We start from the raw sequence: 16,263 nt of genomic DNA, 5'->3' as shown, positions 1-16,263 counted from the left end.
CGTGTGGGTTTCCAAGGTTCATAGCGGGGCGAATTCCTTGCAGGCATCCGGACAATCGACGGTTTCAGCACTACCCCTTCCGGCCGATGAGTCGCCGAAGCGTTTCATGATTACGGGAGGTGCGGGCTTCCTCGGCATCAATCTGATTCGTTATCTTCTTTCGCGTGGTCACCAGGTCACATCGCTCGACATCGAGCCATTCGACTACGAGGATTGTCGCGACCGGATTCGCGAGATTCGTGGCGACATTCGCGATATGAACGCTGTGCGGGAATCCGTCAAAGGCGTGCAGATTGTTGTGCATTGCGCAGCGGCACTGCCGCTGTACAAGCCAGAGGACATCCGCTCGACGGACCTGGACGGCACGCGCAATGTGCTGGAGGCGGCGCGCGAGGCGGGATGCGAGCGGGTCGTGCACATTTCATCCACGGCGGTGTACGGCATTCCCGATCACCATCCATTGCGTGAAGACGACCGGCTTTACGGTGTCGGTCCCTATGGCGAAGCGAAGGTTCAAGCGGAGGAAGTTTGCAGGGAGATGCGATCGCGCCACGGCATGTGCATCCCGATCATCCGGCCCAAGAGCTTTGTCGGACCGGAGCGGCTGGGCGTGTTTGCGCTGTTCTACGACTGGGCCAAGGACGGGCGCGGTTTCCCGATGATCGGCTCGGGAAAAAACCGGTACCAATTGCTCGATGTCGAAGACCTCTGTGATGCGATCTACCTCTGCTGCACTCTTGAACGCGATCGGGTCAACGATGTCTTCAATATCGGCGCCAAGGACTTCCTGACCATGCGTGAAGACTATCAGGCGGTTCTGGATCGCGCCGGATTCGGCAGGAAAATCAGGGGCTTTCCGGCCGCTCCGATGATCTGGACACTGCGGCTTCTGGAACTGCTGAAGCTCAGCCCGCTCTACAAGTGGGTGTATGAAACGGCGTCGAAAGACTCCTTTGTGTCGATCGAGCGGGCCGAGACAAAGCTGGGTTTCCGGCCCCGGTTCAGCAATCGCGACGCGCTGGTGAGAAACTACGAGTGGTATCTGGCGAACCTGCCAAGGTTTGAAAATGCCAGCGGTGTGACACATCGCGTCCCGTGGAAGCAGGGCGTTCTGCGGATTGCCAAGGTCTTTTTCTGACTCGTCGGCAGATGCAAATCGAGGCCTGACATGATCGCGGTCACCGGAGCGGCGGGTTTCATTGGTTCGAATCTGGCGCATCGTCTTGCGCGGGATGGCGCCGAACTGCTGCTGGTCGATCGAGAGTTGACCGCCGCGAAGGCGCCGAATCTTGAAGGGCTGCGACGCGCGGATGTGGTTCGGCACATCGAATTCATTGACGCGCTTGAAGCCGGCCGTCTCTCTCCGGAGGTCATTTTCCATCTGGGCGCGTGCAGCCGTACGACCGAGACCGACTGGGCCTATCTGACCGAGATAAACATTCGATACACCCAGCGGCTCTGGGCCTGGTGCGCGTCCAGCGGGCGGCCATTGATTTTTGCATCGAGCGCCGCCACATACGGTGACGGCAGTCAGGGTTTCGACGACCGCACGCCCCCGTCGCGGCTCGCGCCTTTGAACCTGTATGGTCGTAGCAAGAATGATTTCGACGCGTGGGCTTTCGATCAAGTGTCAGCCGGGGCGCCCTGTCCTCCGCGATGGGCGGGGCTGAAGTTCTTCAATGTCTATGGTCCGCGCGAGGTGCATAAGGGCCGTATGGCGAGCGTCGTCTGGCACGCCCATCGGCAGATTATGGATACCGGCGAGATGCGACTCTTCCGTTCGAACGATCCGGCCATCGCCGATGGCGAGCAGCGGCGGGACTTCGTCTATGTGGAGGATTGCATCGATCACATGGTTCGGCTCTGGAAGCATTTCGCCCCGAACGGGCTGTATAATTCCGGCACGGGGGCCGCGCGCACGTTCCTCGATCTGACACACGCCGTCTTCGCCGCGATGGGGCGACCTGCGAAAATTCAATTCATCGACATGCCGCCGGACCTTCATCGCCAATACCAGAATTACACGCAGGCCGTTATGTCAAGCTGGCGGGACGCCGGCATTGAAACGACTCCGACTCCACTCGAATCAGGCGTCGCGCAGACCATTCGGGCGATCATGGCCGGACGGTCATAGAACGGACGGCGCGTCCCGGGCCGCGTCGGCCGTCCATCCCTTATCAGATCTCGTAAGACCATTCCGCTTCGACTGAGTCTGGTTTGTCATGGCGTGAGTCAGGCGCGGCTCGCAGCAAGTTCGTGCCCGTGGGCACGAATCCACGAGCAATGGTCTCCGCCAGTTCGATCGCCGCATGGGCGGAACTGAAGACTTTACGCGTGGTCTTGAGGAGGAATCTCGGATCGAGCGTACGGCCCAGCGGGCTGCGCGAAAGCTGTTCGTGCATCCGGTCCGTCAGACCGCAGATGATGAGCGTGCCGCCATCTGATATGTACCTCTGCACGACGCGATTCAGTTCGATGATGACCGAGTAATCGATGTGTTGCGTTCGTCGCATGCGAATGATTACGACGGCCGGTCTGCAATTGAAGATACGTCCCAGCACATCCGAAAGTTCCTCCGCTTGCGCGAAGAATAGCGGGCCCTCCACCTGAAGCATCGTGATCGGGTGGTGGCCGGTTTCCTTGTCGATCGCGTGCTCGTGAAACGCTCGGCCCTTGCCGGCGACCATCTCCACCAAGTACAGCCTGCTCACACGGCGAAGGAACATCGCAATCGATACCGTCAATCCGATCAGAACGGCCCAGTGAATCGGCAACGCCACCAGGCAGACGACGGTCGTAATCAGCACGATTCTGTCGTGTCGCGCGTGCGTGAGCAGATCTCGCACCTCCCGCCAGTCGACGACCGACCACGCCGTCGCCATGAGCAGTCCGGCAATGGCTGATCGGGTGATGTATTGGGTGTAGGGGGCTGCTCCGAACACGATGATCGCAGTGGCAATTGCGCAGATGACGCCGGACATGCGGGTCCGGGCGCCGGCCGTGTCGTTGATGACAGATCGCGAGATACTCTCCGCGCCGGGAAATCCCCCGCAGAAGCCGACAGTGACATTGGAAAGGCCAAGCGCGATCATTTCGCGCCGGGCGTCGATCCGCTCGCCATTTTTTGATGCGAACGCCTTTGAAAGAGCCAGCGTCTGAATCATGCCGACGGCGCAGATCGCGGCCGACCCGAAAACAAGGTCGGTTCGAAACTCGCCGTGATACGCAGGTAGGACGAACGGAGGCCATTCTCGGGGCACAGGTTCAATTCGAACCAACTGCTCACTAACGCCGAACCTCTCCAGCAGCCACACCGCGAATCCGCCGGCGAGGATTGACACAAATGCTGCGGGAAAGCGCCGTCCCAGTCGGCCGCCGACCAGTACGATCGCGAACGTCGCCGTACCCATCAGGACGTCTGGCCACGATGTTTCGGACATGCGGCGAATTAAATTGAGTATGAGCATGCCCAGGCGCGGTTCGCGCTGAACGGAAATCCCGAGGAAGGGCGCGAGCTGCGCGCCGAAGATGAGTACTCCGACGCCCACCGTCAAGCCAATCAGAACCGAGCGAGAAACAAACCGGACCATTTCGCCAACGCGCAGAACAGCCAGAATCAGCGTTAGCCCGCCGACCATCACGGCCAGCAGTCCGGCGATGGCCGGCCAACTGGCGATGTCTCTTGGAGCGACACTCGCGAGCACACCATACACCATCGAACTGGTTGTGATTGCCGGTCCAATGATGGATTTGGACGAAGTCGTTACCAAGCCGTTCACAATCCCCATGACGACTGCGCTGTACAGTCCCATGGCGGGTGGAAGCCCTGCCAGCGCGGCAAAGCCCATGCACTGCGGAACACCGACAAGTGCGACGGTGATGCCGGCCTGAAAATCCTGTCGAAGTGCGGACGACTCAATCACGATTTGCGACGTTGTATCAGAAATAAACGCGGGCACAAACGCCATGCCGGGCGATGCCTGTGATGGGCGCGGGTCGGTTCAGGATCGGAGTGGTTAATTCTTCGGTTCCGCGGCTTGAGCGGTGGTGGCCGCGCGCGGGTCCGGTCGCGCGGAGGGAATCAATTTGCGCTGCTCGCTGGTGAGCACCTGGCTGTCGAGGCGTTTCTTGAGTCGTTCGAACATCTCAGCGATGGGTCGCCGCAGCCGCACAACCTCGTCCTCCGCCATTTTGCGTTTCTCGGGGCTCTCGGCGGACGTGCGCATCGACTCCGCTTTTTCGATATCCTTGCCGCGTGACCGAATGTAATCCGCAGCCTCTTTTTCGCAGCTTTTCAGGATGGATTCGGCCTGCGATTGCTGACGTTCGTCGCATTTGTAGTGCGCGATGAACCATTGCACATATTTTCGCCATTCGCTCTCGTTGCTGCCGTCGAACTTCGGCTCCTGGCCGGTCGATGCCATGGCTGCGGCGGCGAGTGCGTTTCGATTCGCCTCTTTCGCGCGCCATTCATTGACGGCGGCAGCGTGAATCGGATCGTTGTCGAGTCCCCAGTCCGTAGGGTTCCACTGGCCGGATTGCCATCGTTCGACCATTTTCTCCACGTCTTTGTGACGCTTCAGCAGGGCGTCCATGTCGGCCCGTAGCCGTTGTCGCTGCTGATCCGTCATCGTGTTTTCGAGTTTGCTGGTGGTTCGCTGCAACGTCGCGATCGCATCATCCATGACGGGGCGAAGATCACGTGACCATTTCTGAACCTGCTCGGGCGTGTAAGGCTTCTGCTCGAGGCGGGTTTGAATTGCCTCCATGACAATCGGGAACATCGTGCGGAAGTGCTTCATGCCGAACTGCATCGACTCCTGGCGCATCTGATCGGCGATGAGCTGTCGTTGATCGGCCGTCAGGCCCAGCCTGGTCTGCACGCCATTGAGGAAAAGCTCTTCCCGCTGCTTCGGATTCCACGGCGTGACATTCGTAATCTGGTGGAGCAGATCCAACGCAAACTGGTCCGGTTCCGACGTCCAGCCGTTCGCCTTGAAAATGTTGGCATGGGCCTGATGCAGGAATTGGGCTTCCTGGTCCCATGAGATGTTCTTTGTTTTTTCCTGGAGTTCGCTGATTTGTCGCAGGGCATCGGCGGGTGGGCTGTCGTTCTGGTTGTCACGCTCACCGCCGCGAGCGGCGCGGCGTTCTCGGCGCTCGCGTCGACGTGCCGGGTCTTCCTGGCGCTGCCCATTGCGCTGTTCGCCGGGCTGCTGCGCCTGGGCCGCGCGTGCATGTGTGACAAACTGGCCTGGCGCAATTACTGCGTCAGCCGATGCGATCAGGGCGATCGCAGCACAGGTGACCCATTGCATCGGAATTCGGTGCTGCATCGTCAAGTCAGTCTCCGTGGCCCCCAAGATCCCGTGAGCGGATGATCGCCGCCCGGAGTTGTTCGTGAACTTCGCCTGGTCGCGACACGGTGCGCCACGAATGAGCACCGCCCAATACGCCCTCGGCCTGCGCCGGCTGGAACGAAACCGTGCCGGTTCGGCAGAGTCGTTCTCCCAACTCGGCCGTCAATTGCGTACTTTGAATGCGATCCAGTGCACACTCGAACAACTCGGCCCTGAATACGCCATGAATGCTCACGACGCGCCGATTGGTCAGGACATACATCCTGGAGACCCACTCCAGCGAGGCCCAGGCGAGGCGGCCGCCCACCATCACGACGCCGAGCTTTACGACCTGGTCGCGATAGTTGACATCGATCACCCCGCACAATGCCATGACGACAAGGACCGCCGCGAATGCGATCCACCTCGACGACTCGAGCAGGATGAACCAGGTCGACGGTCGGATCGAAAAATGAACGATCTCGCCGCCGTCCAGCAGATGGGCGGGGACCATCTCGCCGAATGCGATCCGCGCGACGCCGGATGGCGCTCCTTCGAGGTGCGCGGCGATGGGTTGCGCCTCAACGCGATAAGATTTGACCTTCAGTCTCACGCGTACAACTCCGGCTTGAGCACGCCGATCTCGGGCCAGTTGCGGTATTGGTCATTGAAGTCCAAGCCGTAGCCAACCACAAAAACGTCCTCGATGTCAAAGCCAACGAAATCCACATGGAAGCCTTTCGGCGCACGTGCCGGCTTCCGGAGCAGCGTGCAGACGCGAAGCGACTTCGGCCCGCGCGCCGCCAATTGCGAAGTCACACTCTGGAGCGTGCCACCCGTGTCGAGAATATCATCGACAACCAGCACATGACGATTCGCGATATCAACCGTTAAGTCCTGTATGACTCGGGTTTCGCCGCCCTCAGTCGACTTGCCGCGATATCGACTGACGGTCATCAGCCCGATATGCATTTTGAATGGCAGTTGTCGGATCAGGTCAGCGACGAAAATAATCGATCCGGACAGGACTGGGACGATTACCAGACCGTCGCTTTCCGATTCATAGACCGACGCGATCTGCTTTCCCAGCTCGACGACGCGGGTATGAATCTGCTGTCTGGTGAAGAGCGTTCGCGCCAGGTCCTTTTCCATTCACAGGATTATAGCCCTGTCGGGAGTAGTCACAACGGTTTGAGTGAGCGTGCACAAGGTGCGAAACGGCCGATGTTTGCAGCGATTTGCACGATTCCTGCGATGCCGGGGCTCGATTCGGGATGTCTCCCGACATTCGCCGCCACAAATTTACGGAATGAGTCGGGGTGTCCGAAAACTTAGCGACATCAGGATTTTGCTCGCAGGCAACTTCGGACTGTCCGATGCAGTTCGAGGCCGGGAGTCCCAGCGGGAACTCGGGTTCGCTTTCGGCCCGATTGAATGTTGCTTGATTGTATTTCGGGCCGCCGCAGGAGGGTTCTGCACATGACTGATGCGGGACAGTCGTTAGATCACAATGACGCTCCACTAATCCTGGTCGTCGACGATTCCGAAGACACCATGCGACTGGTGGTGAAGACGCTGCAGGTCGCCGGCTATCGAACGCTCTGGGCTGAAGACGGGGCGACCGGGCTTGTCATTGCGGAGAAGTATCAGCCCGACGCCATCGTCCTCGACGTTCAAATGCCGGACATGGACGGTTTCAAAGTCTGCGAAGAGTTGAAATCCAGGCTGAACACGGCAGATATCCCCGTGCTGTTCCTGACAGGCCTAAAGGACAGCGATGAACTCGTGACGCGCTGCTATGAGTCGGGCGCCCACGACTTGATACCCAAGCCGGTGCGGCGTACCTGGCTGGTTGCCCGGCTGCAAGTGGTTCTGCGGGAGCGTGCACTGCGCGAGGTCTACAAGCGGCTGGCCACTCAGGATCCGCAGACCGGGCTTGACAATCGTCGGCAGACGTTTCTAAGCATCACCGACGCCATCATCACCGCTCGGCGGAATCAAACCCGGAGTGCCGTCATTCTCGGCGACATCAACAAGCTCGCGGACATCAATCTCAAATATGGATACGAATTCGGCGACGAGATCATCCTGACCTTTGCCAGAATACTCCGCCGATTCATGAGCGCCGAATGCAAGATTGGGCGAATCGCTGGAAATACACTGGCAGTCATACTCAAAAACACCGACGAAGCTCGGGCTCGCGAGTTCTGCGAGCGGATCGAACGGACCTTCTCCGCGATCGCCTTTGATGCTGCGACCAGCCCGAAGCATTTCACAGCCAGCTTCGGCGTGGCGGTTTTTGACGGGGCTGCTTCCAACGGTGACGCCGACGATTTCATGAGCCAGGCCGATTTGGCTCTTAGCAAGGCGAAGAGTGTGGGTCGTGGCGGCGTCGCGTCCTACTGGGAAATGACTCCTGCCGAGAGGGATAGCGGCTTCTCCGGCAAGCGACGCTCACGGAAACGCCGGCGAATTCGTACCGATCGCACATTCGTGGCATTGGAACCGCAGCCGCAGATCGAAGCCGAAAACACCGTGGGGTGAGCGCCTTCGCGATCAATTGACCAACTCAGGAATCTGTTCGTCTTTGATTCCGGCCGACTCGCCATTCGGCCCGTCAGTTCTCCGTCAGCCGCCCCGGAATCAACCGGTTTGCCGCCAGACGAGCTTTAACATTATTTAAATACAGAACTTAAGGTGATTCCGGGGTCTCCGTTCGTCCGGTTCCGTGCCAAGTTTCTCGGTCTGGCATCGAGCTGCAAGTCATTTCGCCACGGTTAATTGCAACTGATTGTGCCGGTCAGCGTATAACATGTCGTCCCAAGTTCGTGGAGGGACTCCGCGCGATTTGATCGGGGCGGATAGCAGTGAACCGGATTGACACGGAAGGGATCCGGGAGAATGTTAAGGCCTGTTCAAGTTGGTCCCGGAATGGTTGCGAACCGATATTCGATTGAAGCAGACCACGGCACAACGAAAGGATCCACTCCGTTGAATCTCGGTTCGATTCTGATCGACGACAAGGTGCTGACCCAGGGCCAACTGGAGAGCGCCAACGCCCAGTGCGGCCCGAGCGATCGGCTTGACCAGGTGCTCGTTCGGCTGGGCTACTGCAGTGAAATGGCCGTGCTCAATGCGCTGGGGAAGCTCTATCACTTCGACGTTGTGGATCTGACGGACTCATCCATCGTCATCGATGTCGAGACGATGAAGAAGATGCCTTCGAAGCTGGTTCACCGGGCGAAGTTGATTCCGCTGAACCGCGAGAACGGGTCGATTCGGGTCGCGACGCGTGATCCGTTCCAGATCTACGCGTTCGACGAACTTCGCATGATCACGGGGTTGGATGTGCGCCCCGTGCTTGCGAAGGAAATCGAGATCAACGAGATCATCAAGCGATATTTCGGCGTCGGCGGTGACACGATCAGCAAACTGGTCGAGGATGACGACAACATCGCAGTCGTCAGCGATGTGCGCGAATCCGCCGGCGATCTTGCGGAGATGGCCCAGGATGCGAGCGTTATCAAGCTCGTCAACGAGATTCTGCTCGAAGCGATCAATGAACGAGCGAGCGACGTCCATATCGAACCCTACGAACATGACCTGAAGATTCGTTATCGTGTGGACGGCATACTTCGAAACACAAACGTGCCGCCACAGATCCGTCAGCTTCAGGCGGCGATCATCAGCCGCATCAAGATTCTGGCGAATCTGAACATCGCTGAACGGCGCCTCCCCCAGGACGGCAGCTTCAAGATCAAGGTTCGCAATCGCGAAGTGGACCTTCGTATCAGCATCATCCCCATGATCCACGGCGAAGGCGTGGTCATGCGTATTCTTGACAAGCAGTCGATTCTCCTGTCGCTGGAAGATCTCGGATTCGACGATCAAATGCTCGAGCGATTCGTCAAGATCATTAACATGCCGCACGGCATTCTGCTCGTGACGGGGCCGACGGGTTCCGGTAAGACGACCACGCTGTATGCTTCCCTCCGCACGATTGTTTCCGAAGAGATCAAGGTGCTGACGGTTGAAGACCCCGTAGAGTACCACCTCGAGGGGATCAATCAGGTCAACGTAAACAACAAGGCCGGGCTGACCTTCGCAAAGGGCATGAGAGCCTTTCTCCGACATGATCCGGACGTCATCATGGTCGGTGAAATTCGCGACCTCGAAACGGCCGAGACGGCCGTACAGGCGTCGCTGACCGGTCACTTCGTCTTCAGCACGCTTCATACGAACGACGCGGCCAGCGCGACAACCCGCCTTCTGGATATGGGGGTGGAACCGTTCCTTGTGGCCAGCTCGGTCGAAGCCATTCTCGCCCAGCGCCTGATCCGAACACTCTGCAAGCATTGTCGGCAGCAGTACAAGCCGGATCCGATTGATATCCCCCCGGACTACCCCTACAAGGATGAGCCGATCTACCGTGCGGTCGGGTGCCGCGAATGCCGCAACACCGGATACGCGGGACGAAAGGGCATATACGAGCTGCTCGTCATGGATGACGACGTTCGTGAGTTGGTGCTCGAACGAGCCAGTTCCGGCAAGATCAAGAACAAAGCCCTTGAGCATGGTCTGATTCTGCTTCGCGATGACGGCTGGTTGAAGGTACGTTCCGGCTTGACGACCATCGAAGAAGTCATGAAAGCGACCAAGGGCTGATCCGTCCGTACTGCCGACGTTTCAGCCGCGCCTTATCAACCTGTCATACAGTGCGGCCAATTCCGCCACCATCGTCCGATGGTCAAACGGGACGAGACATCGCTCGCGGCCGGCGCGTCCGTAAGCTTTTCGACGATTCGCATCGGCCGCCAGCGCGAGGATCGCCTCGGCAAACGCGGTCGTGTCATTCAGCGCTGCCAACTCACCGGTGGCGCCGGGAATGATCACTTCCGGCGCTCCGTCGATCGCGAAACTCACAGCGGGTTTGCACATTAGAAGTGCCTGGACGACGGCACGCGGCAGACCCTCCCATTGCGAAGTGTGAGCGAGCATGTCGATACCGGCGAGCATGCGCGGCATGCTCGCTGGCGGGATGAGACCGGTCAAAGTCACCCGATCACGCAGTTTCCGACGAATCAGTTCAGCTTCGTAGTGTTCCCTGTACGCGCCGTCGCCGACCCAGACGAACTTCAGTCGACCATCTCGTCTTGCGGCGATGTCGATCACTTCGATGAGCTGCTCGTACCCCTTGTTCTCAAACAGCCGTGCCACCGTTCCGACAACCACGTCGTCCGATGCAAAGCCCCATTGCGCTCGGATCGCCGCTCGTTCGATTTGCGACGGATCAAACTGCTCGGTTTCCATGCCGCTGCGTATGGTCAGGTATTGCTCGGGCCGGCCCACCCCGGCGTTGAGCGATTGGGTGGCCATCGCGTCCGCTACACACACGATGGAATCGGATAGTTCCGCGCAAAGACGCTCGGCCCATTTGTAGGTCGTCTGAGTCAAGTGGGGCTGCGTCCGGTTGAAGCTCATGCCGTGGATGGTATGAACCACGAACGGGACGCCGGCGAGCCGGGCTGCGAGCCGTCCGATCACACCGGCTTTGCTGGAGTGAGTGTGAACGATGTCAGGGCTGAATTCAGAGAACATCCGCGCCATCGCGATGATCGCGCGCAGGTCCCGGGCAGGACTGATTTCGCGAATGAGGTCGTCCAGCTCGATGTAGCGGTACAATCCTCGCCCCGCTCGATCGACAAGCGAGCCCTCCGGTCCAGTCGTCGGCCCTGTCAGCAGTGTGACATCGTGACCCAGCCCGGCAAGCCCTTCGCAGGTAAGGACGGTGTTCTCTTGCGCGCCGCCGACTATGAGACGCGTGATGACATGGATGATTCGCATTGTCGGGAAGAAAACGCGGAATTGAGGAAAAGGCAAGGGCAGATTTCGGCGAAGCGCGAAGCGCTGATTGCGAACGGCTAGGGGCAGGTCTCCGGTTCGATCCCGGATTCGTCGGCCGATGGGGCGGTCGAGAGCGGCTGCTGATCAACGCTGAACATGGCTGCACCGGAAGGCGGCGTTGCCCGTGCGGCGCGCTCGAGCATGTCCGGTGTCGGCGGCGGCAATCCGGGGATGTCATAGCGGACCCATCGCAGGCACAGGCCGCGTGCCGGCGCGGTCGGCCCGGCTTCGTTGCGATCGCGTGCCTCCAGTATTCTCTTCGCATCCTCCGGCGTCCATCGGCCTCGGCCGACTTCGAACAGTGTGCCGACCATGTTGCGCACCTGTTTGTAGAGAAAACCGTCGCCTTCCACGTCGATTCGAATCTCGCGACCGTGCCGGTGAATGTCCATGCTCATAATGCGGCGCACATTGGACTGTCGCTCATTACCTGACGAGGCGAACGATGTGAAGTCGTGCTCGCCGACCCAGTTTGCGGCAGCCTCGCGCATTCGATCGATGTCCAGCGGTTCCCAGACATGGTACGAATGATTCTGCGAGAACTGCTCAACAGGCCGACCGTGTTCATTATGGATGCGATATCGATAGAGCTTCCCGATCGCCGATCGCGTGGCATGAAAAGTGAGCGGCACTTCGCGGAGGTCGACGAGTGTCATGTCCTTCGGAAGACGCGACCCGACGCTTCGAAATACTGCGAGCGGACTGATTGGTGAACTGGTTGCGAAATTCGCGACATAGCCGGCCGCGTGTACGCCGGAGTCCGTGCGGCTGCACCCGACGACACCGACGCGGTGCCGGACGGTGCGTCGCAGCGCCTGTTCGAGGCACTCCTGTACCGTGCGCATGCCGGGCTGGAACTGCCAGCCGTGAAATTCGGTGCCATCATAGGCCAGGACAAGCTTGAGGTTTCGCAGCATCGGTGCGTGGCATGTTAGTTGAGCGGCTCGCGGGAGCAAGCCATCGTTAAACGCCCGCGGTTCGGCCTGTTACGACTTGGCCGAAAGATCCACAGCGACCAGCTTTTCATTATCGCGCACATACAATGTCGTGCCCGCGAGGGTAGGGACGGTCCATGCGTGCGACCCGAGCAGCGGCACTTTCTCGCGAATTTCAAAGAACTCCGGACAGGCGGTGGCCAGTCCGAGATAACCTTCCTCGTCGATCACGATGAACTGGCCGTCGGCATAGATTGCGTTCGATTTTGCGAAGCCGCGTTCGCGCCAGCAGACCTCACCGGTGCGGATATCGATCGCCTGCCAGATGTTGGGATCGCCCGTGGACGCGTAAACATGATTGCCGATCCGAATGGCGTTCTGGTGGTGGATTCGGACGCGGCGGTTGTGCCACAGTTCCTCGACTTCGGTTTTGTCGCCTTTCAGTGTCAGCTTCAGCGCCCTCGTTCCGCCTTGCTCGATCGAAGAGATGAACAGAATATGGTCGTCACCCCAGACCGGCATCGAGATGTTCTGGCCGTAACCGTTGCCGTGCTTGAATTCCCAGAGAAGGTTGCCGTTTGCGGGATCGATGGCAATCAATTCCTTTGCCATGAAGCAGAGAAGCTGCGGGCGCCCGTCGAGATCGATGAGCTTCGGTGTCGCATAGCTGGCATCAAAATCGTGCTTCTGCCACCTGATATCGCCTGACTTTGCGTCGAAGGCGACAACGCTGTGCCCCCTGCCGCCGACGACCGCAATCACCGTGTCTTTGTAAACGAACGGACTGGCGGAGTATCCGTGGTTGAGAAAAGTGGCGTCCTTGAACTCCGTCCAGAGATCGTGCCGCCAGATTACCTTGCCGCTGCTTGCATCCACACAGTGGAAGACAGCGCCGCAGTTGATGAAGTATAGCCGGCCGTCGTCGAGAGTCGGCGTGGCGCGCGGCCCGGCGTTGAATTCAATGACATGCTTCGGATGGGCGGGAGCGTCGAATTCGAAATCCCAGGTTGTCTCGCCGTTCTTCGCTTTGAGGGCGGCGAGATGATCACGGCCGGCCTTGCGGTATGTCGCGTACAGCATATCGTTATCCGCAAGCACAGCCGTGTACCCCTCGCCCAGATCGCGGGACCACAGGATTGGCGGGCCGCCGTCGGGCCAGTCATAAGCCAGCTTGCGGCATTCCACCTTGAAATCCTGCTTCGCGCCGCCGAATTGCCGGCACTGAGCCAATGAGGGCGACGCGGGAAGGGTGATAAGCAGGAGGCCGACGGCGCTCGCGGCACTGAGATGATTGGCGTTCATTTGAAGTTCCTCTCTCGATTTCCGCGGCGGCCTGATTGCATTGGGGGCGGTTTGCTTTTGAGCAATCGCACCACACCGCAGCGGCAGGTGCTATCGGCGGTGGTAACAGCAGGAGATTTCCGACCGGGACGGATTGTAATTTGCGGTGCTTTTCCGGGCCATTCGATTCGCCCCGGCTGGTGTCAACGCTTCTGATTCCTGAGTGAACGGCGTCTCGGCAGGCGGTTCACGCGCCGCGTCGGGTTGTGGGCCGCCCGGATAGGATTATGGACGAAGGGGGGGATATGCTTGAGAATCATCGGGGAAATGGGTCTTTCGGAATTGTGCGAGGGCGATACCGTGACGATTCGGCGATCAATTTGTGGAGTGTGGGCTCGAAACGCCTGGGCGGCCATGTCGATGGCGATTGTCGCTGTCGGCTGCGCTAAGCCCGAGCAGAGCGTTCGGCCGGGTGTGAATAAGGAATTCGAGGGCAAGGTGGACGTGCAGCAGTGGGTGGAGCGGTTCGAGGGCGAAAGCCGAGAGACCTACGCGTATCGCGACCGGATTGTCGCGGCGATGGGGCTCAAGCCCGGCATGTCGGTTGCGGACATTGGTGCGGGAACCGGATTCTATTCCTTCCTTTTCGGCGAGCAGGTGGGGCCCCGGGGTCGCGTGTTTGCCGTGGACATTTCCGATGAGTTCGTCGCTCACATCGAGGCTGGTGCCAGGAGTAAGGGGCTGACGAACATCCAGACCGTCCTGTGCAAAGCGAATTCCGTGGAGCTGCCGCCCAGGAGTGTCGATGTGGCATTCATCTGCGACACATATCATCACTTTGAGTTTCCCAAGAGTACGATGCGTTCGCTTCATCGTGCGTTGAAGCCCGGGGGCCAGGTTTTTATTGTGGATTTCATCCGCATTGAAGGTCAAAGCCGCGACTGGATTTTGGAGCACGTCCGCGCTGGGGAGTCGGTCGTTCGCGAGGAGGTCGAATCGGTCGGTTTCAGATCCGAGCCGCTGGGAAGTGACATGTCGTGTCTGAAAGAGAATTACATGATTCGATTTCGAAGGCTTTGACGTCGCGGACCGATGCGCCGTTGCCTGAGGGGAGTTTCTCGGACGTCGATGCGGGATCTCAGATTCGCCGTGCCGAAAGCGGATCGTCGGACCGATGTTAGCGTAGTATGCAGAGTTAGGGCACGAGGCGGTCGCGAATGGTCCTGCCGAAGATTCGATTTCTGAAGTTCACGTTTGGCGCGTTCGCGCTGTTGTTGGCGTCGATCGTGACGACTGACTATTTCTCAGTGTTCAAGATTCGTGAGTTGCAGTCACGCATCGCGGATCTGGAACGCGAGAAGGCGGAGATGCTGCTGTTCGCCGAGCGCATCACGGCTTCACGGCGGGTTGCCCAGGTTACCGTCACTGAGCAGCATCTGGATGCCCGTGACGGGCCCATGACCTTGTTGCATTGGCAGCAGATTGGCGCGGACGGTGTGCTCGGGCCGGTCGAGGTGATCGGAATCCGGGGAACGCAGGTCTACTTTGAAGCGCTGGTGCTTAAGTTCGATTACGACCTGATCGGGCGGGCATCGGGCGAGCCCACGACCAACCTGGCGATGTTCCGACGCGCTTTCGGAGATGGACAATCACCTGTTTCGGGGCATCCGCTTGATCAGACGGCACCAACCCTTCGCGGCGAAGCCGGTACCCATACGCAGGCTGAGGCCGCACTCTGGAAGCGTTTCTGGGAGTTTGTTGATCGCCCCGATTTGGCGAAGCAGTACGGCATTCGTGTGGCGCAGTGCGAGGCGCCGTCGGCTCCGATGCGCCCAGGCCAGGTTTGGGAAGTTGCGTTGGATGCGGCCGGCGGACTGAATCTGAGGCTGTTGGGTGAACGCGGTCCGGCTTCGCAGCCGTCGGCGCTGCCCGGTGAGGCGGCGTCGAGATGATCCGGCCTGCAACTTCCTTCCACGTTATTTGATATCTCGTCACATCTGAAGCAGATCGGCCGGCAAGCGGCCGACGTTTTCGTTGTGATGCACCAGTAGGTCAACAGTGATGGACCGCGAGCACTCGTCGTCCGACATGCTCGACCTCTACTACCACCTGCACGACGACGACAGCCAACAGGCGATGCTCGCACTCGCCGGCGGGAACGGATTCAGCCATCGAGAAGCCGGCACGATGAAGAACGAAGAATCAGGCGCGTTGAACAGTGAAAAATCGGAAATGGCGGGCAACGTCGGTTCGAACTTTGAGGGCAGTTTGAGGGCAGTCGGGCAGTCAACAATCGAGAAACTTTCGCAAGTGCGAGAGTTTCAAGAGTTTGTGAACAGCCTGCAAATTGAAACGGAGAGGGAGGGATTCGAACCCCCGGAGGCCTTACGACCTCAACGGTTTTCAAAACCGTCTCCTTCAGCCACTCGGACACCTCTCCTACGGGCAATCAACCAAGAACTTACTACTCCACGCTGCGGCGCCTGGATCGAAAATCGGAATGCCAGGATTCAGTCGGCGGCCGCCCAATGGACAGGCAAGTCCCCTGTGCGCTTCTGTCGCAGGTTCGTCGATTCATGCCGGAAGTCATTATACGCCCACAGGCCTCAAATCGATATCCGACTTTTCGAGTAGCTTCATGCCGCAAGAGAGTCAGTCGAGGAATCCCCAAACTCGATGTCTATGATGGGAATTGAAGCGGTCCCGAGTCTTTGCACACGCAGGAGCGAATTTTGCCTGCAAGCGCCTTGATTATGATTCGAGTATCACGCGCTGCCAAATGGCGGCGTCGCGCATACGAGAAG

General features: G+C 59.2%; 13 protein-coding genes and 1 tRNA gene. 6 read left to right on the top strand and 8 right to left on the bottom strand.

Annotated features, from left to right (window positions below):
• The first annotated feature begins 106 nt into the window (after positions 1-106).
• Together KF841_01705 and rfaD are read left to right on the top strand one after the other, a co-directional pair.
• On the top strand, positions 107-1,138 hold the full coding sequence (locus KF841_01705) for an NAD(P)-dependent oxidoreductase (GenBank protein ID MBX3394060.1): 1,032 nt from the start codon (positions 107-109) through the stop codon (positions 1,136-1,138).
• 30 nt (positions 1,139-1,168) lie between these two features.
• Positions 1,169-2,134, top strand: a complete 966-nt coding sequence (rfaD, locus tag KF841_01700) for an ADP-glyceromanno-heptose 6-epimerase (GenBank protein MBX3394059.1) — start codon at positions 1,169-1,171, stop codon at positions 2,132-2,134.
• A 43-nt stretch (positions 2,135-2,177) separates the two neighbouring features.
• Here the strand turns inward: rfaD and KF841_01695 are convergent, their stop codons facing one another.
• From KF841_01695 to hpt, 4 genes are read right to left on the bottom strand one after another with little or no spacing between them, the layout of a single operon-like run.
• Entirely contained in the window at positions 2,178-3,968 is a 1,791-nt protein-coding gene (locus KF841_01695) for a SulP family inorganic anion transporter (protein ID MBX3394058.1), read from the bottom strand.
• 48 nt (positions 3,969-4,016) lie between these two features.
• The gene (locus tag KF841_01690; GenBank protein MBX3394057.1) at positions 4,017-5,336 is read right to left on the bottom strand and encodes a hypothetical protein; all 1,320 of its coding nucleotides are present in this window, start codon (positions 5,334-5,336) and stop codon (positions 4,017-4,019) included.
• Between the two features lie 7 nt (positions 5,337-5,343).
• Positions 5,344-5,952: a PH domain-containing protein gene (locus KF841_01685; protein ID MBX3394056.1), complete on the bottom strand. Its 609-nt coding sequence runs from the start codon at positions 5,950-5,952 to the stop codon at positions 5,344-5,346.
• On the bottom strand, positions 5,949-6,491 hold the full coding sequence (gene hpt / locus KF841_01680; GenBank protein MBX3394055.1) for a hypoxanthine phosphoribosyltransferase: 543 nt from the start codon (positions 6,489-6,491) through the stop codon (positions 5,949-5,951). Before hpt ends, KF841_01685 begins: the two co-directional genes overlap by 4 nt.
• A gap of 327 nt (positions 6,492-6,818) precedes the next feature.
• On the opposite strand from hpt, the gene KF841_01675 reads away from it, so the two are divergent.
• Together KF841_01675 and gspE are read left to right on the top strand one after the other, a co-directional pair.
• Positions 6,819-7,883 carry a diguanylate cyclase gene (locus tag KF841_01675; GenBank protein MBX3394054.1) on the top strand — a complete coding sequence of 355 codons (1,065 nt, stop codon included), beginning with the start codon at positions 6,819-6,821 and terminating at the stop codon, positions 7,881-7,883.
• Positions 7,884-8,270: 387 nt separating this feature from the next.
• A complete protein-coding gene (gene gspE / locus KF841_01670) occupies positions 8,271-10,004 on the top strand; it encodes a type II secretion system ATPase GspE (protein ID MBX3394053.1) in 1,734 nt (577 codons plus the stop codon).
• 21 nt (positions 10,005-10,025) lie between these two features.
• Here the strand turns inward: gspE and KF841_01665 are convergent, their stop codons facing one another.
• The 3 genes from KF841_01665 to KF841_01655 all read right to left on the bottom strand — a co-directional run bounded on the left by KF841_01665 (position 10,026) and on the right by KF841_01655 (position 13,480).
• Positions 10,026-11,219, bottom strand: a complete 1,194-nt coding sequence (locus KF841_01665) for a glycosyltransferase family 4 protein (protein MBX3394052.1) — start codon at positions 11,217-11,219, stop codon at positions 10,026-10,028.
• Positions 11,220-11,260: 41 nt separating this feature from the next.
• On the bottom strand, positions 11,261-12,157 hold the full coding sequence (gene truA / locus KF841_01660) for a tRNA pseudouridine(38-40) synthase TruA (GenBank protein ID MBX3394051.1): 897 nt from the start codon (positions 12,155-12,157) through the stop codon (positions 11,261-11,263).
• Positions 12,158-12,229: 72 nt separating this feature from the next.
• Positions 12,230-13,480 (bottom strand): PQQ-binding-like beta-propeller repeat protein, encoded by a 1,251-nt coding sequence (locus tag KF841_01655; protein MBX3394050.1) that lies wholly within the window; start codon positions 13,478-13,480, stop codon positions 12,230-12,232.
• A gap of 306 nt (positions 13,481-13,786) precedes the next feature.
• Here KF841_01655 and KF841_01650 point away from each other — a divergent pair, with 306 nt between their 5' ends.
• Positions 13,787-14,539, top strand: a complete 753-nt coding sequence (locus KF841_01650) for a class I SAM-dependent methyltransferase (GenBank protein ID MBX3394049.1) — start codon at positions 13,787-13,789, stop codon at positions 14,537-14,539.
• Between the two features lie 137 nt (positions 14,540-14,676).
• Complete coding sequence (locus KF841_01645; GenBank protein MBX3394048.1) at positions 14,677-15,411, top strand: hypothetical protein; 735 nt, start codon at positions 14,677-14,679, stop codon at positions 15,409-15,411.
• 401 nt (positions 15,412-15,812) lie between these two features.
• Here KF841_01645 and KF841_01640 read toward each other — a convergent pair.
• Positions 15,813-15,899: transfer RNA gene (locus KF841_01640), tRNA-Ser, on the bottom strand.
• Positions 15,900-16,263: the final 364 nt, after the last annotated feature.

It is taken from the genome of Phycisphaerae bacterium, from assembly GCA_019636475.1.
Classification (GTDB): domain Bacteria; phylum Planctomycetota; class Phycisphaerae; order UBA1845; family UTPLA1; genus JADJRI01.
Note: the sequence above shows the minus strand (reverse complement) of the source record. Positions and strands in the feature narration are given on the sequence as shown.

Coding starts and splice junctions, on each gene's coding strand:
- KF841_01690 (MBX3394057.1), bottom strand. CDS start 5,336: ATGCAGCACCGAATTCCGATGCAATGGGTCACCTGTGCTGCGATCGCC.
- hpt (MBX3394055.1), bottom strand. CDS start 6,491: ATGGAAAAGGACCTGGCGCGAACGCTCTTCACCAGACAGCAGATTCAT.
- KF841_01645 (MBX3394048.1), top strand. CDS start 14,677: ATGGTCCTGCCGAAGATTCGATTTCTGAAGTTCACGTTTGGCGCGTTC.
- KF841_01650 (MBX3394049.1), top strand. CDS start 13,787: ATGGGTCTTTCGGAATTGTGCGAGGGCGATACCGTGACGATTCGGCGA.
- gspE (MBX3394053.1), top strand. CDS start 8,271: ATGGTTGCGAACCGATATTCGATTGAAGCAGACCACGGCACAACGAAA.
- rfaD (MBX3394059.1), top strand. CDS start 1,169: ATGATCGCGGTCACCGGAGCGGCGGGTTTCATTGGTTCGAATCTGGCG.
- KF841_01675 (MBX3394054.1), top strand. CDS start 6,819: ATGACTGATGCGGGACAGTCGTTAGATCACAATGACGCTCCACTAATC.
- KF841_01705 (MBX3394060.1), top strand. CDS start 107: ATGATTACGGGAGGTGCGGGCTTCCTCGGCATCAATCTGATTCGTTAT.
- KF841_01655 (MBX3394050.1), bottom strand. CDS start 13,480: ATGAACGCCAATCATCTCAGTGCCGCGAGCGCCGTCGGCCTCCTGCTT.
- KF841_01695 (MBX3394058.1), bottom strand. CDS start 3,968: ATGGCGTTTGTGCCCGCGTTTATTTCTGATACAACGTCGCAAATCGTG.